The 21,784-nt window shown below is 61.9% G+C and carries 17 protein-coding genes and 1 pseudogene; 4 read left to right on the forward strand and 14 right to left on the reverse strand.

All coding sequences use genetic code 11. The annotated features are described in order from the left end of the window. Nucleotides 1–30 precede the first annotated feature (30 nt). From ACTJK7_RS05135 to gcbA, 14 genes and pseudogenes are all read right to left on the reverse strand, one after another. Complete coding sequence (locus ACTJK7_RS05135; RefSeq protein WP_440779940.1) at nucleotides 31–627, reverse strand: MarC family protein; 597 nt, start codon at nucleotides 625–627, stop codon at nucleotides 31–33. Nucleotides 628–689: 62 nt separating this feature from the next. Beyond that, nucleotides 690–3,467, reverse strand: a complete 2,778-nt coding sequence (locus tag ACTJK7_RS05140; protein WP_323151142.1) for a hybrid sensor histidine kinase/response regulator — start codon at nucleotides 3,465–3,467, stop codon at nucleotides 690–692. Between the two features lie 102 nt (nucleotides 3,468–3,569). Next, nucleotides 3,570–4,862 carry a phosphoribosylamine--glycine ligase gene (purD, locus tag ACTJK7_RS05145; protein ID WP_108559408.1) on the reverse strand — a complete coding sequence of 431 codons (1,293 nt, stop codon included), beginning with the start codon at nucleotides 4,860–4,862 and terminating at the stop codon, nucleotides 3,570–3,572. 153 nt (nucleotides 4,863–5,015) lie between these two features. Beyond that, nucleotides 5,016–6,623 (reverse strand): bifunctional phosphoribosylaminoimidazolecarboxamide formyltransferase/IMP cyclohydrolase, encoded by a 1,608-nt coding sequence (gene purH / locus ACTJK7_RS05150; RefSeq protein WP_039772035.1) that lies wholly within the window; start codon nucleotides 6,621–6,623, stop codon nucleotides 5,016–5,018. A gap of 82 nt (nucleotides 6,624–6,705) precedes the next feature. Further along, nucleotides 6,706–7,026, reverse strand: a complete 321-nt coding sequence (gene fis, locus ACTJK7_RS05155; RefSeq protein WP_002555375.1) for a DNA-binding transcriptional regulator Fis — start codon at nucleotides 7,024–7,026, stop codon at nucleotides 6,706–6,708. Next, nucleotides 7,023–8,033, reverse strand: coding sequence for a tRNA dihydrouridine synthase DusB (gene dusB / locus ACTJK7_RS05160; protein ID WP_064379205.1), 1,011 nt, complete (start codon nucleotides 8,031–8,033; stop codon nucleotides 7,023–7,025). The genes fis and dusB overlap by 4 nt, the downstream gene beginning before the upstream one ends. A gap of 185 nt (nucleotides 8,034–8,218) precedes the next feature. Next, a complete protein-coding gene (locus tag ACTJK7_RS05165; RefSeq protein ID WP_108559411.1) occupies nucleotides 8,219–9,487 on the reverse strand; it encodes a DUF3426 domain-containing protein in 1,269 nt (422 codons plus the stop codon). Nucleotides 9,488–9,517: 30 nt separating this feature from the next. Then, nucleotides 9,518–10,396 carry a 50S ribosomal protein L11 methyltransferase gene (prmA, locus tag ACTJK7_RS05170; RefSeq protein ID WP_007951025.1) on the reverse strand — a complete coding sequence of 293 codons (879 nt, stop codon included), beginning with the start codon at nucleotides 10,394–10,396 and terminating at the stop codon, nucleotides 9,518–9,520. 166 nt (nucleotides 10,397–10,562) lie between these two features. Then, nucleotides 10,563–11,921, reverse strand: coding sequence for an acetyl-CoA carboxylase biotin carboxylase subunit (gene accC, locus ACTJK7_RS05175; protein ID WP_064379208.1), 1,359 nt, complete (start codon nucleotides 11,919–11,921; stop codon nucleotides 10,563–10,565). Between the two features lie 17 nt (nucleotides 11,922–11,938). Continuing rightward, on the reverse strand, nucleotides 11,939–12,409 hold the full coding sequence (gene accB / locus ACTJK7_RS05180) for an acetyl-CoA carboxylase biotin carboxyl carrier protein (protein WP_064379210.1): 471 nt from the start codon (nucleotides 12,407–12,409) through the stop codon (nucleotides 11,939–11,941). A 24-nt stretch (nucleotides 12,410–12,433) separates the two neighbouring features. Then, on the reverse strand, nucleotides 12,434–12,889 hold the full coding sequence (aroQ, locus tag ACTJK7_RS05185) for a type II 3-dehydroquinate dehydratase (RefSeq protein ID WP_011332265.1): 456 nt from the start codon (nucleotides 12,887–12,889) through the stop codon (nucleotides 12,434–12,436). Between the two features lie 132 nt (nucleotides 12,890–13,021). After that, nucleotides 13,022–14,779, reverse strand: coding sequence for a protein-disulfide reductase DsbD (locus ACTJK7_RS05190; protein WP_440779937.1), 1,758 nt, complete (start codon nucleotides 14,777–14,779; stop codon nucleotides 13,022–13,024). Nucleotides 14,780–14,837: 58 nt separating this feature from the next. Beyond that, nucleotides 14,838–15,344, reverse strand: a pseudogene (locus tag ACTJK7_RS05195) (methyl-accepting chemotaxis protein); the annotation flags it as partial. A gap of 1,490 nt (nucleotides 15,345–16,834) precedes the next feature. After that, nucleotides 16,835–18,505 (reverse strand): diguanylate cyclase GcbA, encoded by a 1,671-nt coding sequence (gcbA, locus tag ACTJK7_RS05200; RefSeq protein ID WP_064379216.1) that lies wholly within the window; start codon nucleotides 18,503–18,505, stop codon nucleotides 16,835–16,837. Nucleotides 18,506–18,831: 326 nt separating this feature from the next. Between gcbA and ACTJK7_RS05205 the strand changes: the two genes are divergently transcribed. From ACTJK7_RS05205 to ACTJK7_RS05220, 4 genes are read left to right on the forward strand one after another with little or no spacing between them, the layout of a single operon-like run. After that, entirely contained in the window at nucleotides 18,832–19,980 is a 1,149-nt protein-coding gene (locus ACTJK7_RS05205) for a DUF2515 family protein (protein WP_323151145.1), read from the forward strand. Then, nucleotides 19,980–20,699, forward strand: a complete 720-nt coding sequence (locus ACTJK7_RS05210; protein ID WP_108559422.1) for a hypothetical protein — start codon at nucleotides 19,980–19,982, stop codon at nucleotides 20,697–20,699. Before ACTJK7_RS05205 ends, ACTJK7_RS05210 begins: the two co-directional genes overlap by 1 nt. Continuing rightward, entirely contained in the window at nucleotides 20,678–21,184 is a 507-nt protein-coding gene (locus ACTJK7_RS05215) for an Hcp family type VI secretion system effector (protein ID WP_064379220.1), read from the forward strand. The genes ACTJK7_RS05210 and ACTJK7_RS05215 overlap by 22 nt, the downstream gene beginning before the upstream one ends. Continuing rightward, nucleotides 21,181–21,657, forward strand: a complete 477-nt coding sequence (locus ACTJK7_RS05220; protein ID WP_064379222.1) for a hypothetical protein — start codon at nucleotides 21,181–21,183, stop codon at nucleotides 21,655–21,657. The genes ACTJK7_RS05215 and ACTJK7_RS05220 overlap by 4 nt, the downstream gene beginning before the upstream one ends. The last annotated feature ends 127 nt before the right edge of the window (nucleotides 21,658–21,784 follow it).

Genomic DNA, 21,784 nt, shown 5'->3' on the forward strand with positions numbered 1-21,784 from the left:
ATCTCTGCGTCGGCGGCCTTGCCGTGCGGATCACGGCACCAGATAACCTTTCACCCCGGTGAAAATGATCTGCGCGGCCAACGCACAGACGAACAGTCCCATCAGGCGGCTGACAATCTGCAAGCCTTGATCGCCCAGGATCCGTTCGATGCGGTTCGACAGATAAAGCACGACACCCACGGTAAAACTGGCCAGAGCGATGCTGATGATGGCTGTGAGTTTATCGTCCCAGTGCGGTTGGCTGACGCCCATCACCAATAGCGCACCGATCGTTCCGGGGCCGACGGTCAGGGGAATGGTCAGTGGCACGATGGTCACGTCCTGCTGGACGTTGTCAGCCTGCACCGCCGATTTGCCTTGTGCCATGCCCAGTGCCGAAATGAACAGCACACTGCCGGCGCCGATACGGAAGGCATCCACCGTGATGCCGAACACATCGAAAATCACTCGCCCGAACAGATACAGCAAAACGCTCGAGACCAGGGTGGCGATCGCCACCTTCCAGGCCAGGCGGCGTTGTTCCTTGCGTGAATAACCACGGGTCAGGCTGATGAAGCAGGACAACACGAAGAACGGGCTGTAGAGCACCAGCATCTTCAGGTAAACACTGAATAACACGTGGAGCATGGCGCGGGCTCGCTGGCGGGGAAAGTCGGGGGAGTCTAACAGGCGCTATCGTGTCTGTCGGCTCACGACGGTTGCGTCGTCGCTCGGTTCTGCTGATCACGCTGGGCCACCCAGTGCTCGATCAGCTCGCGCAGTTGCGACAGCTCCACCGGTTTGGCCATGTGCCCGTCCATCCCGGCCTGACGCGCGCGTTCCTTGTGTTCGGCGAGAATGTGCGCGGTCAGTGCCACGATCGGCGTGCGGATGCGCTGGTTGCCGACTTCCCAGGCCCGCAGTTGCTGGGTGGCGGAGAACCCGTCGAGGATCGGCATTTCGCAGTCCATCAGTACCAGGTCGTAGCGCTGGGCTTTCATCGCCTGCAAGGCTTCTTCGCCGTTGCTGGCGGTGTCTGGCTGCAGGTTGAGCTTGCCGAGCATGCCCCGGATCACCTTGGTGGAAATCGTATTGTCTTCGGCCACCAGAATGCGGAAGTCGCTGGGCACTTTGACGGGGGTGGCAGGGTTGGCTGGCTGCGGCTGGAACACCACCTGGCCACGGTTGCGCTGGTTCAGTTCGTCGGCGAGCGTGGTCTTGAGGGTGTAGCCGGCCACCGGTTTGGCCAGGATGCGCTTGATCCCCGAGTTGCGCGCGATGATCTTGCTCGGCGCATTGCTGATGCCGGTGAGCATGATCAGCAGGATGTCGTGGTTCAGGCTCGGGTCTTCCTTGATCTTGGCCGCCAGTTGCATGCCGGTCATGCCGGGCATGTTCTGGTCCAGCAGGACCACATCGAAATAGTCGCGCAAATGCGCCTTGGTGCGCAGCAGGGCCAGCGCTTCCTTGCCAGACGGCACGGCGCTGACGTTCAGGCCCCAGGCGCTGCATTGCTGCACCAGCACCTTGCGGCAGGTGTCGTTGTCGTCGACCACCAGCACGCGCGCGCCTTGCAGCGGGCTGTCGAGGTCCGAGGTCGGGTGCTCCAGGCGATCAGGGTCCAGCGGCAGGGTCAGCCACAGCGTGCTGCCCTGGCTGGCGCCGCTCTTGATGCCGAACTCGCCCTGCATCAGGCGGATCAGTTGGCGGGCGATCACCAGCCCGAGGTTGCCACCCAGACGGTTGGCCGACAGAAAGTGCTTGCTGTGCAACTCGGCGTGCATCAGCGCGTCGCGCTCTTCCTGATCCATCGGTTGGCCGCTGTCCTGCACGGCAATGCGCAGGCGTGGGCCGGCGCTGCGTTCGTCGAGGGCGACCACCACCAGCACTTCGCCTTCCTCGGTTTTCTTCAGGGCGTTTTCCAGCAGGCTCAGCAGTGTCTGGCGCAGACGCGTCGGGTCGCCGCTGATGACCCGTGGCACTTGCGGCTGGATAAAGCTGATCAGCTCGACGTTCTGCTGTTCGGCCTTGGCGCGGTAGATGCTCAGGCAATCGTCGATCAGCGCGTTGAGGTCGAACTGCACGTCGTCGAGTTCGATCTGCCCGGACTCGAGGCGGGAGATGTCGAGGATCTCGTTGATCAGGGTCAGCAGTTCATTGCCGGCGCTGTGGATGGTTTGCACGTAGTCGCGCTGTTTTACCGACAGCGGCGTACCGAGCAGCAGTTCGGTCATGCCCAGTACGCCGTTCATCGGCGTGCGGATTTCGTGGCTGATCTTGGCCAGGAACTCGGCCTTGGCGTTGATCTCGGCGTTGCTCGCGGCAAGGTCGCGGCTGATGCTGAAACGGCTTTCGGTGATGCTGCGTTGACGCTCGCCGAGGGCGATGCTCATCAGCAGGCCGCTGATGCAGATGAAACCCATCAGGGTCATGATCAGACCTTGCGGCGCCACCAAAGTCAGCCCCAGCAAGGCCGGGAGGATGATCAGCGTGCCGATGTTGAACACCACCATTGCGGCAACGAACAGCCGGGCAGGGCGGTAGCCTTTCTGCCAGTGGAAGAACCCCACCAACAACATGCTCAGGCCGGCCAGGGCCACCAGCGCGTAGGTGATGATGTTCAGTGGCAGGGTGTTGACGAACAACAGCAGCAGGCTGCAGACCACGATGAACAGGATGTCGCCGATCAGCAGCTTGTTCAGTGGATGCGGGCCGAGCGGCGCGAAGAAGCGGTAGGCGAACATCAGGCCCGCCGGTGCGGTCAGCAGCAGGGCCAGATAGGCGCCGGGGGTCTGGATCGCGTGCCAGTTCGGCAGCCACGGGCCGGCGAGGTTGAGCAGCAGCAACAGACTCAGGCTCAACAGGCCTTCACACACCGCGAGCCACAGGCTGCTGCGTGAGCGGGTGTAGGCGTAGCGGATCAGGTTGTGCAGGATCAGCATCGCCAGACAGCCGAACAGCAGGCCGTAGATCAGCGTCTGGTTGTGATTGGCCGCGGCCATCACCGCCGCTTGCAGGGTGATGTACGGGCGCAGCTGGTGGTCTGAGACCAGTCGCAGGTAGACATCGAGGGGCTTGTCACTCTGGGGCAACGGCAGCATGAAATCGCTGCTGGGCAGCGGTCGCTCCGCCTGGGGCTGAGCGGTGCCGGTGTCGCGTTGTTCGATCAGTCGATCACCGTCGAGTACATACAGATTGAGGTGCGACAGGTCAGGGGCGAAGATCCGCAGCACTTGCTCGTGCTTGCCGGGCGCCAGCCTGAAGCGCAGCCACAGGGCGCCATCGGGTTCGGCCGCGGTGAGGCGGTCAAGCTCGATAGGGCTGAATTGATTGGTGTAGCGGGCAGAGCGGATGTCGCTCAGTTGGAGGTTGCCCTGATCGTCAAGCAATACCGACCAGCCACTGCCTTGCGCGGCCTGGGCCGGGAGCGTGCAGAGCAAGGTCAGCAGCGTGACGGTGAAGCCTATGGCAATCCTGAGCCAGCGCACGGCGAAATCCCTTCGTAGGTTGATGCCAGAATATAACGATGCGCAGCGTCGGAACAGTCCGGCAAGGGCGATGGGCCCCTGCCGGAAACACGGCGTAGCTTATTACTGAGATTCACCGCGTTCACGGGCAATGGCGCGGTAGCCAATGTCGGTGCGGTAGAAGCAGCCTTCCCAGTCGATGGCCTTGGCCAGTTTGTAGGCCTGCTCCTGGGCGGCGCCGACGCTGGCGCCCATGGCGGTGGCGCACAGCACCCGACCACCGGCCGTCACAACGTTGCCGTCCTTGAGCGCGGTGCCGGCGTGAAAGACTTTGCCTTCCAGTGCGGCGGCGGCGTCCAGACCGTTGATCGGCGCGCCCTTGGCGTAGTCACCCGGGTAGCCACCGGCGGCCAGCACGATGCCGACGCTTGGACGTGGATCCCACTGTGCTTCAACCTTGTCCAGCGCCTGGGCCAGTGCGGCTTCGACCAGCAGCACCAGGCTCGATTGCAGACGCAGCATCACCGGTTGGGTTTCCGGGTCGCCGAAACGGCAGTTGAACTCGATGACCTTCGGATTGCCGGCCTTGTCGATCATCAGACCGGCGTAAAGGAAACCGGTGTAGACGTTGCCTTCGTCGGCCATGCCGCGCACGGTCGGCCAGATCACCTGGTCCATCACGCGCTGGTGCACGTCGGCGGTGACTACCGGAGCCGGGGAGTAAGCACCCATGCCGCCGGTGTTGGGGCCGCTGTCGCCGTCGCCGACGCGTTTGTGGTCCTGGCTGGTGGCCATCGGCAGGACGTTCTTGCCGTCGACCATGACGATGAAGCTGGCTTCTTCGCCGTCGAGGAATTCTTCGATGACGACGCGCGAACCGGCGTCGCCAAAGGCATTGCCGGCGAGCATGTCGCGCACGGCGTCTTCGGCTTCGGTCAGGGTCATGGCGACGATCACGCCTTTACCGGCGGCCAGGCCGTCGGCCTTGATCACGATCGGTGCGCCTTTTTCACGCAGGTAAGCCAGGGCCGGCTCGATCTCTGTGAAGTTCTGGTAGTCGGCGGTCGGGATCTTGTGGCGTGCCAGGAAATCCTTGGTGAAGGCTTTCGAGCCTTCCAGCTGCGCGGCGCCGGCGGTCGGACCGAAGCAGTCCAGGCCACGGGAGCGGAACAGGTCAACGACGCCGGCCACCAATGGCACTTCCGGACCGACGATGGTCAGGGAAACGTTTTTCTCGGCGAAGTCAGCGAGCTGCTCGAGGGCCAGCACGTCGATGGCGACGTTTTCGCACTTGGCTTCAATCGCGGTGCCGGCGTTGCCCGGTGCGACGAAAACTTTCTGCACACGCGGATCCTGAGCCACTTTCCAGGCCAGGGCGTGTTCGCGGCCACCGCTGCCAATGATCAAAACATTCATTTCAAAAACCTCGGATGACGCTAATTCTGTTGGGCGCCGTTGGGGCGCTTTTCTGTGGGAGCTGGCTTGCCGGCGATGGCATCACTGCGGTCTATCTGAAGAACCGAGGTGTCTGCATCGCGGGCAAGCCCGCTCCCACAGGGAATCGGTTTATCAGTGACGGAAGTGGCGCATGCCGGTGAATACCATCGCGATGCCGGCTTCATCAGCAGCAGCAATCACCTCGGCATCACGCATCGAACCACCTGGCTGGATCACCGCCGTGATACCGACCTTGGCCGCATTGTCCAGGCCGTCGCGGAACGGGAAGAATGCATCGGATGCCATCACCGAACCAGCCACTTGCAGACCCGCGTGCTCAGCCTTGATCGCGGCGATACGCGCCGAGTTCACGCGGCTCATCTGGCCGGCGCCGACACCGATGGTCTGGCGGTTCTTGGCGTACACAATGGCGTTGGATTTGACGAACTTGGCCACTTTCCAGGCGAAGATCAGGTCATGGACTTCCTGTTCGGTCGGGGCGCGCTTGGTCACCACTTTCAGGTCGTCGGCACCGATCATGCCGATGTCGCGGCTCTGTACCAGCAGACCGCCGTTGACGCGCTTGTAGTCCCAGGCCGGAACGCGATCGGCCGACCACTCGCCGCAGGCCAGCAGGCGCACGTTGGCCTTGGCGGCGACAATGGCGCGGGCTTCTTCGCTGACGCTTGGTGCGATGATCACTTCAACGAACTGACGCTCGACGATCGCCTTGGCGGTCTCGGCATCCAGTTCACGGTTGAAGGCGATGATGCCGCCGAACGCCGATTCAGTGTCAGTGGCGTAGGCCAGTTCGTAGGCCTGACGGATGCCGCCTTCGGCGTCCGGGCTGACGGCCACGCCGCACGGGTTGGCGTGCTTGACGATCACGCAGGCCGGTTTGACGAAGCTCTTCACGCATTCCAGCGCGGCGTCGGTGTCGGCCACGTTGTTGTACGACAGTTCCTTGCCTTGCAGCTGGGTCGCGGTAGCGATGCCGACTTCGGCAGGCTTGGCTTCAACGTAGAACGCCGCGCTCTGGTGCGGGTTCTCGCCGTAGCGCATTTCCTGGGCCTTGATGAACTGGCTGTTGAAGGTGCGCGGGAATTCGCTGCGACCTTCGGTGCTCAGGGTTTCGGCAGCCTGGTTCACGGTGCCCATGTAGTTGGCGATCATGCCGTCGTAGGCGGCGGTGTGTTCGAACGCCTTGAGCATCAGGTCGAAACGCTGAGCGTAGGTCAGGCCACCGGCCTTGAGGTTTTCCAGGACGTTGGCGTAATCGCTGGCATTCACCACGATGGCCACGTCTTTGTGGTTTTTCGCCGCCGAACGGACCATGGTCGGGCCGCCGATGTCGATGTTCTCGATGGCGGTCGGCAGGTCGCAGCCTGGCTTGCTGATGGTGGCTTCAAACGGATACAGGTTGACGGCTACCAGGTCGATCGGCTTGATGCCATGCTCGTTCATGATCGCGTCGTCGATACCGCGACGACCGAGGATCCCGCCGTGGATTTTCGGGTGCAGGGTTTTCACCCGACCGTCCATCATCTCTGCGAAACCGGTGTAATCCGCGACTTCCACTGCGGCCACGCCGTTGTCCTGCAGCAGTTTGAAGGTCCCGCCGGTGGAAAGGATTTCCACGCCCAGGGCTTCCAGCTCCCTGGCGAATTCGAGGATCCCGGTCTTGTCGGAAACACTGATCAAGGCGCGGCGGATCGGCAGGCGGGTAGTCTGGTCGGTCATCTCAATTTCCATCAAAAGCAAGGGAAGTCAGCAAAAAAGGCGACCGGTTTTACGCGGGCGCCTTTCTGGTTTGATTGAATGCTTACAGCAGATCGTACTGCTTGAGTTTCTTGCGCAGCGTGCCGCGGTTCAGTCCGAGCAGCTCGCTGGCCTTGGTCTGGTTGCCCTTGACGTAGTTCATCACGCTTTCGAGCAGGGGAGCCTCGACTTCGGAGAGCACCAGGTTGTACACGTCCGTGACGGACGCGCCCTCAAGGTGGGCGAAATAATTGTGCAGCGCCTTCTCGACACTCCCGCGAAGGGTCTGACCTTCTTCGCTCGGGGTATTGAGGTGCTGTTTCAAATTCACGTTGTCGCTCACGGGTGTTGTTCCACTCACTAAAGTCTCGGTCATCATCGTCATGCGGCCACCCCTTCTTCGTCCCCTGTCAGGCTCTTGTAACGTTCGGCGAAGAACTCCCGAACGTTGGCGCATTGTGTTTCCGTACCATCCAAACGATTGAAGTGGGCGCGAAATTCCCTGGCGCCCGGCAAGGTTGCGAGATACCAGCCCACATGCTTGCGGGCAATTCGCACGCCCATCACGTCCCCATAGAAGGCGTGGAGGGCGGCCAGATGCTCAAGCAGAATGCGTTCCACCTCGATCAGCTCCGGCGCCGGCAGTTTTTCGCCGGTACGCAGGAAGTGTTCGATCTCGCGAAAAATCCATGGCCGCCCCTGGGCGGCCCGGCCGATCAACAGGCCATCGGCGCCGGTCGCGTCGAGCACGTAGCGGGCCTTTTCCGGCGATACGATGTCGCCGTTGGCAAACACCGGAATCGACACCGCCTGCTTGATCGCGGCAATGGTGTCGTACTCGGCTTCACCGGTGTACAGGTCGGCGCGGGTGCGGCCATGCACCGCCAGCGCCGTGATCCCGGCCTGCTCGGCGATCTTCGCCACGGTCAGGCCGTTCTTGTTGTCGCGATCCCATCCGGTGCGGATCTTCAGGGTCACCGGCACATCAACTGCCGCCACGACGGCGTGCAGGATCTCGGTGACCAGTGCCTCATCCTTCAACAGCGCGGAGCCGGCGGCCTTGTTACAGACCTTCTTCGCCGGGCAACCCATGTTGATATCAATAATCTGTGCGCCCAGTTCGACGTTGGCCCGGGCCGCATCCGCGAGCATCTGCGCATCGCCACCGGCAATCTGCACCGAGCGTGGCTCGGGATCGCCTTCGTGGATCATGCGCATGCGCGACTTGCGGGTGTTCCACAGGCTCATGTCACTGGTGACCATTTCCGAGACTACAAGCCCTGCGCCCAGACGCTTGCACAGCTGACGAAAGGGCTGGTCGGTGACGCCCGCCATCGGGGCGAGGATCAAGCCGTTCTGCAATGTATATGGGCCGATGCGTACCGCCGACATAGGACTTCCCTGAAGTGGGGCCGGATCATGAGAGTTCGAAAAAGGGTTGGCATGATACCCGCTCTCGATGACTGGATAAAGGCTGAATTGAACAAAATCTGAACAGTTATTCTGTTATTACCGCCGGTTTGGTCGCGCGGCGCGCAGTCAGAAAACTGCCGTCAATCCGGGAGCGGCGCAGCGTTTCACTCGGGCGAGTGGAAACTCAGGCTGTAGTTCACGGCTTTCGGTCCTGGATCGAGAATGTCGAGGGCGATGTGGATCGGCGTCTGCGGCGGCATTTCCGCCATGCCTTCGAGGTCGCCGTTGAGGTATTCGCCGGGTTTGAAGCGACGACTGGCGATCAGGTGGCCGTTGAGGTCGGCGAAGCGCAGCTCCAGCAGCGGAAACGGTTGCGAGAACGGTGCGCGGTTATAAATGATCGCGTCCACCACCAGCGCACCGCTGAATTCCGGGTGACTGCGCACCACCAGGTTGCTGCTCTTGATTTTGGCGATATCCACCTTGGACGGCACCGTGCAGCCAATTTGCGGGCACAGTTGCTGGAACCAGGGCCGGTATTGATCCTGGCGAGCCAGTTCATCGAAGTGATAGGCGATGTACTGTCCGCCCAGGCCAGCGGCGGCCAGCACGATCAGCAATAGCCAGAGCAGACGACGGCCCCATGGGGAGCGGCGTTTCTGCCAGTCCAGTTGCAGCGGATCGTCGGTCAGGTCCTGCAAGGCTTCGGCGCGAACACTGGTTTCGGCACGTTCGCGTTTTTTGCGCGCAGGTTCGATCAATGGCAGTTCGTCGTCGACTTCGTCACTTGCCGACAGGCGTTCGCGGCGCGCATTCGGGTCGATCGGATCGTGCAGGCGCAGTTGCGGGATCGGCGGTTCGTCATCGAGATCTACCGGCTCCAGCGAGAGCGACGGTTCGGTGCGCTCCGGTCGAATCGGCTCAAGCTCGATGGCCTCGGGTTCATCTTCGACTTCGGGTGCGCGCTCATCCGCCGGCTCGCTGAACAGGCTGTCCGGCCACGTCGTGTCTTCCGGTTCGTGGCTGTCGCGGCGAGCGCTCAGGGCGTCTTCGCGTGGGCGGCCGAACTCGGTGGTCGGCTGGATTTCCCGTTGCTCGAGGCGGGCCAGTTCTTCGTCCAGATCCAGAGTGTCCAGATCCAGCTCGGCGGCGCTCCATTGCTTCTGGCTGATGGCGCGCGGCTCGGGCGTTTCGACGATGGCCGGTGGCTCGACAGGCGCAGGTTCGCTGATCGGCGGTGGCTCGCTGATTGACGGCGCCACCGGCGTGACCGCTTCCTTGCCTGCGTGTTGCTCCAGCAATTGCTTGGCGGCATTGAACACTTGCAGGCAGGAGCCGCAACGAACCACCCCGCGGGCCACGCTCAACTGAGCGTGGCTGACGCGGAAACTGGTTTGGCAATGCGGGCACTGGGTGACGAAGCTGTCGGTCATGCGGCGATCCGGATTGAGCAGGCGGTCATTCTAGCGCCGACGGCCGGTGATGCGCACCCAGCCATCACGATTGGCGATCGGATCGAGATCGAAGTCCTGCGCGTAGGCGGCGGCAACTTCGTCACCTTGTTCGGCGAGGATCCCGGACAGTGCCAGACGCCCACCGGACTTGACCAGGCCGGACAGTTGCGGCGCCAGGGAAACCAGTGGGCCGGCCAGAATGTTGGCCACCAGCACGTCGGCTTTGACCTGCGGCAGGTCTTCCGGCAGGTACAGCGGGAACAGTTCGTCAGCGATATTGTTGCGGCCGGCGTTGTCGCGGGAGGCTTCGAGTGCCTGCACGTCGATGTCGGTACCCACGGCTTCTTTCGCGCCGAGCAGCAGGGCGGCAATCGCCAGAATCCCCGAGCCGCAGCCGAAGTCCAGCACGTTGCAGTCTTTCAGGTCCTGGCCGTCCAGCCATTCCAGGCACAGGGCGGTGGTCGGGTGGGTGCCGGTACCGAACGCCAGGCCCGGATCCAGCAGCAGGTTGACCGCGTCCGGCTCCGGTGCGGCGTGCCAGCTCGGCACGATCCACAGCCGCTGGCCGAAACGCATCGGCTGGAAACCGTCCATCCAGCTGCGTTCCCAGTCCTGGTCTTCGATGACTTCGCTGTGGTGCTCGGGCAGCGGGCTGCCGGTCAGCAGTTCCAGATGGGCCAGTACCGGGGCGGCTTCGGTGCCGCCCTCGAACAGGGCCAGCAGGTGGGTGTGTGCCCACAGCGGGGTGGTGTTGAGTTCCGGCTCGAAGATCGGCTGGTCTTCGGCGTCCATGAAGGTCACCGAAACGGCGCCCACTTCAAGGAAAGCGTCTTCGTAGGTTTCGGCTTGTTCCGGGCTGATGGCGAGACGGACTTGCAGCCAAGGCATGGCGGGCACCTGTGAAAAAGATTGATTGCAGCCTAGCGGCCTGCGAGAAGCGCGCAAGTTTACGCGAGCGCGACGGTTTTGTGGGAGCGGGGAATGTGTGAGCAGATGAAACCTTCGGAAACAACAAAGCCGCCCGAAGGCGGCCTTGTCAGGTGCGGGCTGAAGCTTAGTGCTTGTCGCCAGCCAGCTTGTGCTCGAGGTAGTGAATGTTCACGCCCCCTTTGCAGAAGCCTTCGTCGCGGGTCAGATCACGGTGCAGCGGGATGTTGGTCTTGATCCCGTCGACCACGATTTCGTCCAGGGCATTGCGCATGCGCGCCATGGCTTCGTCGCGGGTTGCGCCGTAAGTGATCAGCTTGCCGATCAGCGAGTCGTAGTTCGGCGGAACGGCATAACCGCTGTACAGGTGCGAATCGACGCGAACGCCGTTGCCGCCTGGAGCGTGGAAATGCTTGACCGTGCCCGGGCTCGGCATGAAGGTTTTCGGGTCTTCGGCGTTGATCCGGCATTCCAGCGAGTGACCGCGGATGACCACATCATCCTGGGTATACGACAGCTTGTTGCCAGCGGCGATGCTGAGCATCTCCTTGACGATGTCGATACCGGTGACCATTTCCGAAACCGGGTGCTCCACCTGAACACGGGTGTTCATTTCGATGAAGTAGAAACGACCGTTCTCGTACAGGAACTCGAAGGTGCCGGCGCCACGGTAGCCGATGTCGATGCACGCCTTGACGCAGCGGGCCAGGACTTCCTTGCGCGCGTTCTCGTCGATGTCCGGTGCCGGTGCTTCTTCGAGAACTTTCTGGTGACGGCGTTGCAGCGAGCAATCGCGGTCGCCCAGATGGATGGCGTTGCCCTGGCCGTCGGACAGAACCTGCACTTCGACGTGACGCGGATTGGTCAGGAATTTTTCCAGATAGACCATCGGGTTGCCGAACGCCGCGCCTGCTTCGGAGCGGGTCAGCTTTGCCGAGGCGATCAGGTCTTCTTCCTTGTGCACCACACGCATGCCGCGACCACCACCGCCGCCAGCGGCCTTGATGATCACCGGATAGCCGACTTCACGACCGATGCGCAGCGCCGTTTCCTCGTCTTCCGGCAGCGGGCCGTCGGAACCTGGAACGGTTGGCACGCCCGCTTCGATCATCGCGTGCTTGGCCGATACCTTGTCGCCCATCAGGCGAATGGTTTCGGCTTTCGGGCCGATGAAGGCGAAGCCGGAGTTCTCGACCTGCTCGGCAAAGTCGGCGTTTTCCGCGAGGAAACCGTAGCCTGGGTGAATGGCGGTAGCGCCAGTCACTTCAGCGGCCGCAATGATTGCCGGGATGTGCAGGTAGGAGTGCGCGGCAGAAGCCGGGCCGATGCAGACGGATTCGTCTGCCAGACCCAGGTGCATCAGCTCTTTGTCGGCCTTGGAGTAAACGGCGACGGTCTTGATGCCCATCTCTTTGCAGGCACGCAGAATCCGCAGGGCGATCTCACCGCGGTTAGCGATCAGAACTTTTTCCAACTTCGCAGTCATCAAAGGCTCTCCGCAGTTCAAACGATGGTGAACAGCGGTTGGTCGTACTCAACCGGCTGGCCGTCTTCGACGAGGATGGACTCGATCACACCGCTGGTTTCAGCTTCGATGTGGTTCATCATCTTCATGGCTTCGACGATGCACAGGGTGTCGCCTTTCTTCACGGTCTGGCCGACTTCAACGAAGGACGGCGAGGTTGGCGAAGATTTGCGATAGAAGGTGCCGACCATCGGCGAACGGGCAACGGTGCCGTTCAGCGCTGGCGCAGCAGCGGCAGCTGGAGCGGCGGCTGCAGCAGCAACCGGAGCGGCAGCGGCGGCAGGTGCAGCGGCCGGAGCCTGCATCGGAGCCGGAGCGTAGTACTGCTGCGCCGGGGTCTTGCTGTGACGGCTGATGCGTACGGACTCTTCGCCTTCCTTGATCTCGAGCTCGTCGATGCCGGACTCTTCCAGCAATTCGATCAGTTTCTTAACTTTACGGATATCCATGAATCATCAACTCCCAAGGGTCGGTCAGGGGCGTTTAGCTTGGTGTTCAAGCTGCTCTAGTGCAGCCTCCAGGGCCAGTCGGTAACCGCTGGCGCCAAGGCCGCAGATCACTCCTACCGCTACATCGGAGAAGTAGGAGTGATGGCGGAAAGGTTCGCGTTTGTGCACGTTGGACAAATGCACTTCGATGAATGGGATGCTCACTCCCAGCAGCGCGTCACGTAATGCGACACTTGTGTGTGTAAATGCTGCCGGGTTGATCAGAATGAAGTCCACGCCCTCGCCGCGTGCGGCGTGGATGCGATCGATCAATTCGTACTCGGCATTGCTTTGCAGATACAGCAGATGGTGGCCGGCTTCACGGGCGCGGCGTTCCAGATCCTGATTGATCTGCGCCAGGGTGGTCGACCCGTAGGTCCCCGGTTCCCGGGTGCCGAGCAGGTTCAGGTTGGGGCCGTGCAGCACCAGTAGCGTTGCCATCTGCGTGTTCCTTGTTATGGGTGAGCCTTCGTCAGAACCCGGCGACTATGCCGCAAAGACTTTGTGACTGTCCAGTTCTCTGCAATAGCCAGCACGATGACCGATGTTTGCGCAAAATATGTGACTGACTGATTAAATCCGGTCATTCGCTTTGGCGACACGTTTGGCGAAGTCGCTGGCGTTGATCTCGCCGATCACCCGCACATCGCGACGTTCCACCCCGTCCTTGCCGAAGAACATCAGCGCCGGTGGGCCGAACAGGCTGTAGCGGTCGAGCAGGGTGCGCTGTTCGGCATTGCTGGCGGTGATATCGAAGCGGATCAGCCGATAGCCCTTGAGCCGCTCCACCACCGTGGCGTCATTGAGTACTTCGTGTTCAATGACTTTGCAGCTGATGCACCAGTCGGCATACCAGTCGAGCAGCAGCGGGGTGCCGGCGGTTTTCGCCTCGAGCAGCACCCGATCCAGTTCCGCCGGGGTGCTGACGGTCTGCCACGAACCGCTGTTCTGCGCGGTCGAGCCGCTGTCGGCAAGCCGCGCCGCGGCTATCGGGTTCAGCGGGTCGGTCTGCCCGCTGAACGCGCCGTACCAGCAGGCCAGCGCATAAAACAGCAGGAACATGCCGAGCAACTGGCCGAGGCGTTTGCGCGGCGGTTTGTAGACGAATTCCAGAGCGCCGAGAAACAGTCCGACGCCACCGGCCAGCAAGCCGATCAGCAGCAACGTGATCTGCCCCGGCAGTACCCGGCCGAGCAAACCGATCGCCAGCCCGAGCAGCAACACGCCGATGCCGTTCTTCACGTACATCATCCACGGCCCGCTTTTCGGCAGCCACGCCGCGCCGCCAGTGGCCACCAGCAACAGCGGCGCGCCCATGCCCAGGCCGAGCATGAACAGCTTCAGGCCACCGCCCAGCGCATCGCCGCTGGCGCTGATATAAAGCAGTGCGCCGGCCAGCGGTGCGGAAACGCACGGCGAGACCAGCAGACTCGACACCACGCCCAACACCGCCGCGCCCCACAGCGAGCCGCCTTCGGTGCGCCCGGCGATCCGGTCGAGGCGGCTGCTGATGAAGTGCGGCAGTTTCAGCTCGAATACGCCGAACATCGCCAGCGCGAACACCGCAAAGAACATCGCGAACGGCACCAGCACCCACGCCGATTGCAGCCGCGCCTGCAAATTCAGTTGCGCGCCGAACAGCCCCATCAATGCGCCGAGCAGCGCGAAGCACGCGGCCATCGGCAGCACATAAGCCAGGGAAAGGTTAAAGCCACGCAAACCGCCGACCTGCCCGCGCAACACCACGCCGGACAGAATCGGCAGCATCGGCAATACGCAAGGTGTGAAGGTCAGGCCCAGGCCCGCCAGGAAGAACAGCGCCAGATCACGCCAGTCCCAACCGGTCACCGGAGTGGACGCGTCACTTGCCGCTGCATCGCCCTCGATGCTCAGGCGCTCGGTTTCCGGTGGATAGCACAAGCCCTTGTCGGCACAGCCCTGATAGGTGACGGCCAGCGTGAAGGCACGGGCATCATTGCGTGGCAGCTCCACATCGAGAATGCCGTGGTAGACCTCGACGTCGCCGAAATACTCGTCGTGTTTCTGCTCGCCTTGGGGCATTTGTGCGGCGCCAGGTTTTACCTCGGCAGGTTCGGCACGGAACTGGAAGCGATGGCGGTAGAGGTAATAGCCTTCGGTGGCGACGAAGCGCAGTTTGACCGATTGCGGTGTGCTCTCGACCAGGCTCAGTTGAAAGGCTTCGCGCACCGGCAGGAAATCGGCGCTGTTGTTGACCGAGCCCAGCGTGGCGCTGGGTTTGCTGTCGAACAGACCGGCGGCGCCGGCCGGCAGGGCGAAGATGAAAAACAGCAGGCAGAGCAGACGGCGCATGACAATCTCGCGAATCAAAGGTGCGGGAATGATAGCGGACTTGGCCCTGAGCTGTGTGTCAGACGCGGAACGCCTGCACGGCGGTGTGCAGTTGACCGCCCAGCAACAGCAGGTTCTCGCCCTGCTCGCGGCCTTGGCCGATGCGCAGCAGATTGTCCCCGCCCAATTGGTGAATCCGTTCGCTGTGATCGCGGATCTCGCTGACCGCACCGCTCTGTTGCGCGGTGATGTCGGCGATGCGGATCGCGGTGTCGGAGATGGTCTGGATCGCGCCGACAATCTTGTCCAGCGCACCGTCCGCCGATTGCGCCTGACTGGCCGTGGCCTCGGCGTGTTCGACCTGCGCGCGCATGCCCTCGACCGATTGCCGGGCGGCGGTTTGCAGGCCGGCGATCAGGGTCTGGATTTCGGCGGTGGCGCCGGCGGTGCGCTGCGCCAGCGAGCGCACTTCCTCGGCCACCACGGCAAACCCGCGGCCCATTTCCCCGGCGCGGGCGGCTTCGATCGCCGCGTTGAGCGCCAGCAGGTTGGTCTGGTCGGCAATCGAGCGGATCACCGTCAGCACGCCGCCGATGGTTGCCGACTCTTCGGCCAGGTGTTCGATCATCTGTGCATTGCCCTGCACTTCGCCAACCAGCGCGTGCAGGCCGGTGAGGCTCTGGCCGATCACTTGTTGCCCGTGTTCGACCGCCAGCCCGGCATGGCGACTGGCGTCGGCGGCCTGGCGCGCATCGCCGGCCACTTGCTGGATGGTCGCTTCCAGTTCGCCGAGGGAATCACGGATCAGCGCGGTGTCACCGGCCTGATGTTCGGCGCCGCTGTGCAAGTCGTTGCTCAGTTCGGCGAGGGTGCGGCTGCTGCCGGCCACTTGCTCGGCATTGCCGCGAATGGTCCCGACCAGATCCACCAGATAGGCGCGCAGGCGATTGAGCGAGGCTTCGATGTCGTGCAGTTCGCGGTTGGTTTTGCCCAGATGAATGTCGCGGCTGAAGTCGCCTTCGGCCCAGGTCGACAGCGCCGGCGCGAGGTTGGTCAGGGTGCGGGCGAGGCGTCGTTGCAGCGTGTCGATCAGCAGCGCGATCAGCAGAATCAGACCGATCATCACGCCTTGCATCAGGCGGACTTCACCCTGGATTTGCCCGTGCTGGGCGCGTACCACCGGTTCGAGGCCGGCGATGGCTTGCTGCACGGCGGCGATTTTCTGGTGGGTCGCGGTGCTCAGGTCGGTGCGTTTCTGGATCTGCTCGCGGGTGCGCGCCAGTTCCGCCGGGTAACGACCGAGCAGACTGTTGAGTTCGCGTTTGAGGCCGACACCGGCGTCTTCGGCGGCGGCTTTTGCTGTGCTTTCGATGCCCATCATCGCGGCGAAATCGTCGCTGCCGGATTCACTGCTGGCGACCACGCCGAGCAAGGGCAGGGCGTCGATTGTCTGGGCCTGGGCGCGGATGTTGCTGACTTCGCGCTCGACATCGGCGGCCAGTTCACTGCGTCCGCTGCTGACCAGTTTGTCTCGGGCCAGCGATAGTTTGCCCAGATGTTGAGAGGCAACCAGCAGGGGTGTCAGGTAAGTCGCATTGCCGCCGGCGTAGGTGCTGAGTTGATCGAGGCTGGCGCTCAATTCGCGCTCGGCCTGCAACAACAGGGCTTGTGGATCGCCGGCCAGTTTGCCGGCAGCCAGCAGGTCGGTCTTGCTGAACCCATCGAGGTCGGCGAGGCTGGGGCGCAAGGTGTCGGCCAGCGCGGGCGGCAGCTCACCAAGTTCTTTCTGCAAATCATCGATGGCCTGACTGGCGTTGCTCAGGCGCAGGGCGTCGCCGCTGGCGAGGTAATCCTCGACGTTGCGTGCCACGTCATTCTGAAATCGCTGCGACAGTCCCAGGTAACGCTCCATCAACAGATACGGGCGCTCCAGGGCTTTTTGCGACCACCACAGCGTGGCGCCGAGGGCCACGCAGACGGCGACCAGCAACAGAGTATTGAGATTGGTGAGCAACTTCAGGCGCATGACGGCTACCAACGGCAGAATGGTAAGCGCCTGAATTTATTGCGGTTCTGTTACACGGTTATGACCGTTTGGGTCGAATCCGATGAAAAAGTGGCACTTTGCTTTGAGTCGCGAGCGGTCTGCACCCGATTGCGTCCCTCGCCTTTGGCGCGGTACAGCGCCTCGTCGGCCTGGCTGGCCATCATCAGGCTGTCGGAGTCGTCGTGCATCTCCACCACGCCGGCGCTGAAGGTGCACCACAGATCCTGCGGCTGGGCCGGATAGTGAATCTCGGCAAAGCGCTGGCGGATTTCGTCGAGCACTTTGTGCGCCGCTTCTATATCGGTGTCCGGCATGACGATGGCGAATTCTTCGCCGCCGTAACGGCCGATGAAATCGGTCTTGCGCAGACGCTGCTTGAGGAACAGCGCCAGGCTCTTGATCACCCGGTCGCCCATGGGGTGACCGTGGCTGTCATTGACCCGCTTGAAGTGGTCGATGTCGAGCATGGCAAAGCTCAACGGCTTGTTCTCGCGGCGGGCGCGGAACGAGCAGTCTTCGAGCAATTGCAGAATGTGCGTGTGGTTGTAGAGGCCAGTGAGGCTGTCGCGGACCATCCGTGCCTTGAGATTGCGCGCACGGGCGGCGCGGTTGCGCACGGTGGTGATCAGGTGGCGCGGCTTGATCGGCTTGGTCAGGAAGTCGTCGCCACCTTCGCTCATGGCGTCGAGCTGCTTGTCCAGATCGTCTTCGGCCGACAGGTAAATGATCGGCACGCTGACGTAGCGGTCGTTGTGGCGGATGACCTTGGCCAGCTCGGTGCCGGTGCAGGCCGGCATGTACATGTCGAGGATGATCAGGTCTGGCTGGAAGTCCGCCAGCTCGGCCATCGCTTGAATCGGTTCGATCAGGGTGCGGGTGACGATCCCGGCGCTGTTGAGCAGGCGTTCGGTGTGCAGGGCCTGGGCGCGGGAGTCGTCGATGATCAGCACTTTATAGGGTTCGTACTGGGCGACGCAGGTCAGGACTTCGATCTTCTCCAGCAGGCTCGAGGCTTCGAGGGTACCGGTGAGAAATTCCTGGCCACCGGCGCGCACTGCCGCGAGGCGGGTCGGGGTGTCGGTTTCGTGCAGGCTGAAGAACAGCAGCGGCAGCGGTTCTTCCAGACCTTGCTGGGCTTCGGCGGCGAGTTTCAGACCGACGCCGGCACCGCTGAAATCCACGTCCATGACAATCGCGGCCGGCAGGCGCTCGACCATCGACGAACGAAACGCCGACACGCTGTCCAGCGCCTGGGCACTCAGACCGAAAAACTCCAGCTGCTTGGCCAGCCGCTCGGCGCGGTCGTGATCCTGCAGCATCACGTAGATCGGTTTGCGCAGCGGCGGCAAAAAGGTTTGATCAAGCTGATCGCCATGGCGCAGGCCGGTGCGCGACAAGCGCTGCATCAAACGGTTGAGATCGGTGATCAGGCCGCTGCTCAGGCGTCCGCGATTGGCGTCCACCGCTTCCAGCGACTGGCTGATGTGGCGGGCCAGTTGCGTGTGTTCGGGCTGTTCGAAGCGCTCGGCAAAACGCAGCAGGCGCAGATTAGCCTCGCTCAGTTCGGCGAGATCGGCAGTGGACCACTCACTGCGCTGCAGGCGCTGCCATATCTCAAGAATCTGACGTGCCTGATGAATTACCCGCTGGGCAAAGTGGTGCTTGAGGCGCTCACGGCTGGGGTCTTCTGGCTCGGTCATATCCTGACTACTAGTTAGGCTGCATGCTGAGATCGACTGGTGGCTCTATGCTAGCACCTCTTTTCCCTTACATGAGTGTCGTACGTCAATAATCTGCTGTGCGTCACTATTCAGTTTCTGACTGGTCGGTTTCATCCGGGACTGGCTCGTCGTTCAAGTGCCCGTGAACCGGGCCTTAAAGGATGTTTCCCAAGGCTTTTGAGGACGCTTCCCCCGCACTGGATGGTCATCGTCTGTCAGGGCTTTCTGATTTTTCCCAAGATCGGTTTCGCAAGGGTTTTGCACTGGTAGGGTCAGGGAAACCCCTACCGGATGTTTGCCCGGACATGACTCAGTGTTTCAACAAATACTCCAGCGATGCCCAGCGCCTGAATCACAACATCACGCCCGTTGCCGACTGTGAGTGCAATGAAGAGATGTTGTATGGCGAACGGGTGAGGGTGACCGAGGTGCCGGTTTTGACGTGCCAGTGCCTTTGGCGTGCCTATCAACGGGAGGCGGAGAGCATCGTCGCCCCTGACGGCGTGCTGATCGCCGATCCGGTGCAGCGCAACCGGGCGATCAACGCCGCGTATGCCCGACTGTGGCTGCATGACTCGCGGTTCCAGTGGGCCGGGCTGGCGGCGTTCGCGTCCAAGCAGGTCGGTTGTGGATTGCTGCATGCGGCGGACAGTATCGAGCTGATCCGCCAGGAGCATGAGGCGCGGCAGCGGATGCGGGACGGGCGCCGTGAGTCCGGGCTGCTCACTCCGGACAAAATGCCCCGACAGGCCGAGGACTGGGGGGATTACCAAGAGGCGAGGGCGCGCAACCCTTTGCCTTCGCTGGATTTGCGTACTTCGGGTGAAGAGCTGTCATTGGTGCAGCAACAGTTCCGGCATGTGTACGACATGATGGCGATGGGCAATACCACGCTGTTTCTGGATGTTTATCCGCTGCATCAGTTTTATGCGGTGCGTGGGTTGGCGGAGTTGAAGAAGTGTTTGAGGGCACGCGAAGGCATTTATGGGCACGCAAAGTTTCCCGTGCTTTGGCCGGTAAGTCAGGAAACGCTCCCATTTGGGAAGGCGTTTGAACAAGTCTTGAATGCCTTCGAGGCCATTGAGGCGGGAAACATTGCCTCAAGCGTGCAGCATCTGGCCTGGCACGAACAGCAAAACATTCTTCAGCCGAGCATCTACGAAAACCGTCAATTGGTAATGCTGCTGCGTAGCAACCATTTTTCTTACGTGACCGGCTTCCCTTCCGGTGTAGCCCAGGCCATCGAGCTGACCCTCTCCAGTCAATGTCAGCGGGTCGATGACGGTCGCACCATCGATTTTGGCCGCAACCCGCTGGCGAATCTGTCCGATCTCGATCAGCGAATGGCGTTTGTCCTGCGGGCCGCAGCCCGTTTTCACCAGATGCTCAATGACAGCAACAGAGACGCACTGGCGCAATCCATCCGTGAGATTGCTGCCTTGGAGGGCGCTTGATGCGCTTGCGTGCCTGTCTGTCCAGATGGCGTTGTTGGGCATGGCTGGGGTTTTGTGGTGTTTTGGCAGTGGCTGCCGCACGTCAATTGACACAGCCTTTGTGGGGCGATTCTGTGATCGCCATGTCCGTTGGAGGAACGTATGAATACATGCGTGACCATTCGACTGCACCCCTCGTTATATGGGGCCATGTTGGCAGGCGCGTCTGGGGTGGCGCTTCCAGGACAGATGCGCGCCTGCGATTTGTCGATCCGCAATACGGTTTCGAAACGCCGCTGGCGCGGTTCTTTACGTTCACTTTCAAGGGTGACGTGGTCGGTAATATTCGTATGTCTCCCCAGGTCGAACCGTTGCTGATTGAAGATGCCTTGAAGGTCGTTCTCGATCTGCAAGCCCAATGGTGCGCGAAAGGGTGGAAACCCATGGGGACGCGGCACAATCCCACCATCGCGGACACCCCCGAGTGGCGGGCCTTTCTAAGACCGGGGGTACGGACTGGTACCACTTACTGGAAGGCCGGCGAGCAGTACGAAGCGATGTTGTTTCTTGGACGATTCGCCGATTCCAGACACCCCCACCAGGAGCGCTATCTCATCACTCTAGAGCTCAGCAAACCCTGGAGATTCGAGGAAACGGAAGACCTCTACGAAGAACCCCACCCCTTTCCCCCGCCGCAACCCAAACAAGGAGCAATACCATGCCAACCCCAGCCTTCATGACCATTGTTGGCAGCCGCCAGGGCCTGATCAGCGCCGGTGCCTTCACCGAACCGTCGGTGGGCAACAGCTACCAGAACGGACGTGAGGACAAGATCATGGTTCAGGCCTTCAGCCACGGCATTCTCCTGCCCAAGGGCGCGGGTGCCGGGCGGCGAATGCACAAGCCGCTGGTCATCACCAAAACCATCGACAAAGCGTCGCCGCTGATCCAGGTCGCCCTGTGTTCCGGTGAGCGGCTGAGCAAGTGCTGTCTGGAGTTCTATCGAACATCGGCCCACGGTAGTCAGGAGCACTTTTATACGATTGAACTGGAAGACGCGCAGATCGTCAGCACCGAGGTTTTTATGCCCGACTGTCAGGATCCCGCCACGTCACACCTGACACAGCGGGAAAAAGTCCACTTCAGCTACCGCCGCATCTACTGGCGGCACGAGATCAGCCGGACGATGGGCTCCGATGAGTGGCAGAGCGAGAGCCTGGGATGAGGCTGGTTCATCATTCGCACCTGACCGATACCGAGCGCCTGCATGTCTATCCGGTGGACCAGGCGCTGGAGTGGGTTTGCAAGGTGCTGCTGGAGCGGCAATCCCTCGAAGGTCTCGATCAACTGCGGGCAGGTCTGATGCTCGATCTGGACAGTGAAGTGCTGGAGCACATCGAACGTGGCGAGTGGCTGTTACTCAGGGCCGAAGCCGATGACGGCGAGTGGTCCACCGTCCAGTCAGCCTTCGATCAGGCGGTGCTCGACTTGATGAACAACCCCCCGCCCCAGCCCACCAGAACGCCGCGCATTTATCGTCTGGTCGAGAGCATGACCGGCGAACCGTTGCCGCAGCAGCCTTACATTGCAACAGTTGACGGGATCCCCACCCAGCGCCGAACTGACGCCGAAGGCATTGCTCATCTGTTCATGCCGGACGATGCCCGGCAGATTTCAATGCGAATTTTCAACGTCTGAAGCCTGCGTCTATCCTTTCGTTCACTGACGAACTCCGCCTGTTTTTCTTCGCGACCCTGATCGCGGGTGCCGGGGCGAGGCACGTTGTTGTATGGTTGTGGTCGAACCGTTGAACCCAAGATTGAAA

Origin of the sequence: Pseudomonas sp. 22085, assembly GCF_052045815.1 — a bacterium.
GTDB lineage: Bacteria > Pseudomonadota > Gammaproteobacteria > Pseudomonadales > Pseudomonadaceae > Aquipseudomonas > Aquipseudomonas glycinae.

Coding starts and splice junctions, on each gene's coding strand:
- gcbA (WP_064379216.1), bottom strand. CDS start 18,505: ATGACCGAGCCAGAAGACCCCAGCCGTGAGCGCCTCAAGCACCACTTT.
- purD (WP_108559408.1), bottom strand. CDS start 4,862: ATGAATGTTTTGATCATTGGCAGCGGTGGCCGCGAACACGCCCTGGCC.
- accB (WP_064379210.1), bottom strand. CDS start 12,409: ATGGATATCCGTAAAGTTAAGAAACTGATCGAATTGCTGGAAGAGTCC.
- accC (WP_064379208.1), bottom strand. CDS start 11,921: ATGACTGCGAAGTTGGAAAAAGTTCTGATCGCTAACCGCGGTGAGATC.
- purH (WP_039772035.1), bottom strand. CDS start 6,623: ATGACCGACCAGACTACCCGCCTGCCGATCCGCCGCGCCTTGATCAGT.
- ACTJK7_RS05135 (WP_440779940.1), bottom strand. CDS start 627: ATGCTCCACGTGTTATTCAGTGTTTACCTGAAGATGCTGGTGCTCTAC.
- fis (WP_002555375.1), bottom strand. CDS start 7,026: ATGACGATGATGACCGAGACTTTAGTGAGTGGAACAACACCCGTGAGC.
- ACTJK7_RS05190 (WP_440779937.1), bottom strand. CDS start 14,779: ATGCGCCGTCTGCTCTGCCTGCTGTTTTTCATCTTCGCCCTGCCGGCC.
- aroQ (WP_011332265.1), bottom strand. CDS start 12,889: ATGGCAACGCTACTGGTGCTGCACGGCCCCAACCTGAACCTGCTCGGC.
- ACTJK7_RS05220 (WP_064379222.1), top strand. CDS start 21,181: ATGAGGCTGGTTCATCATTCGCACCTGACCGATACCGAGCGCCTGCAT.
- ACTJK7_RS05165 (WP_108559411.1), bottom strand. CDS start 9,487: ATGACCGACAGCTTCGTCACCCAGTGCCCGCATTGCCAAACCAGTTTC.
- dusB (WP_064379205.1), bottom strand. CDS start 8,033: ATGTCGGCGGTACGCATCGGCCCATATACATTGCAGAACGGCTTGATC.
- prmA (WP_007951025.1), bottom strand. CDS start 10,396: ATGCCTTGGCTGCAAGTCCGTCTCGCCATCAGCCCGGAACAAGCCGAA.
- ACTJK7_RS05205 (WP_323151145.1), top strand. CDS start 18,832: ATGACTCAGTGTTTCAACAAATACTCCAGCGATGCCCAGCGCCTGAAT.
- ACTJK7_RS05215 (WP_064379220.1), top strand. CDS start 20,678: ATGCCAACCCCAGCCTTCATGACCATTGTTGGCAGCCGCCAGGGCCTG.
- ACTJK7_RS05210 (WP_108559422.1), top strand. CDS start 19,980: ATGCGCTTGCGTGCCTGTCTGTCCAGATGGCGTTGTTGGGCATGGCTG.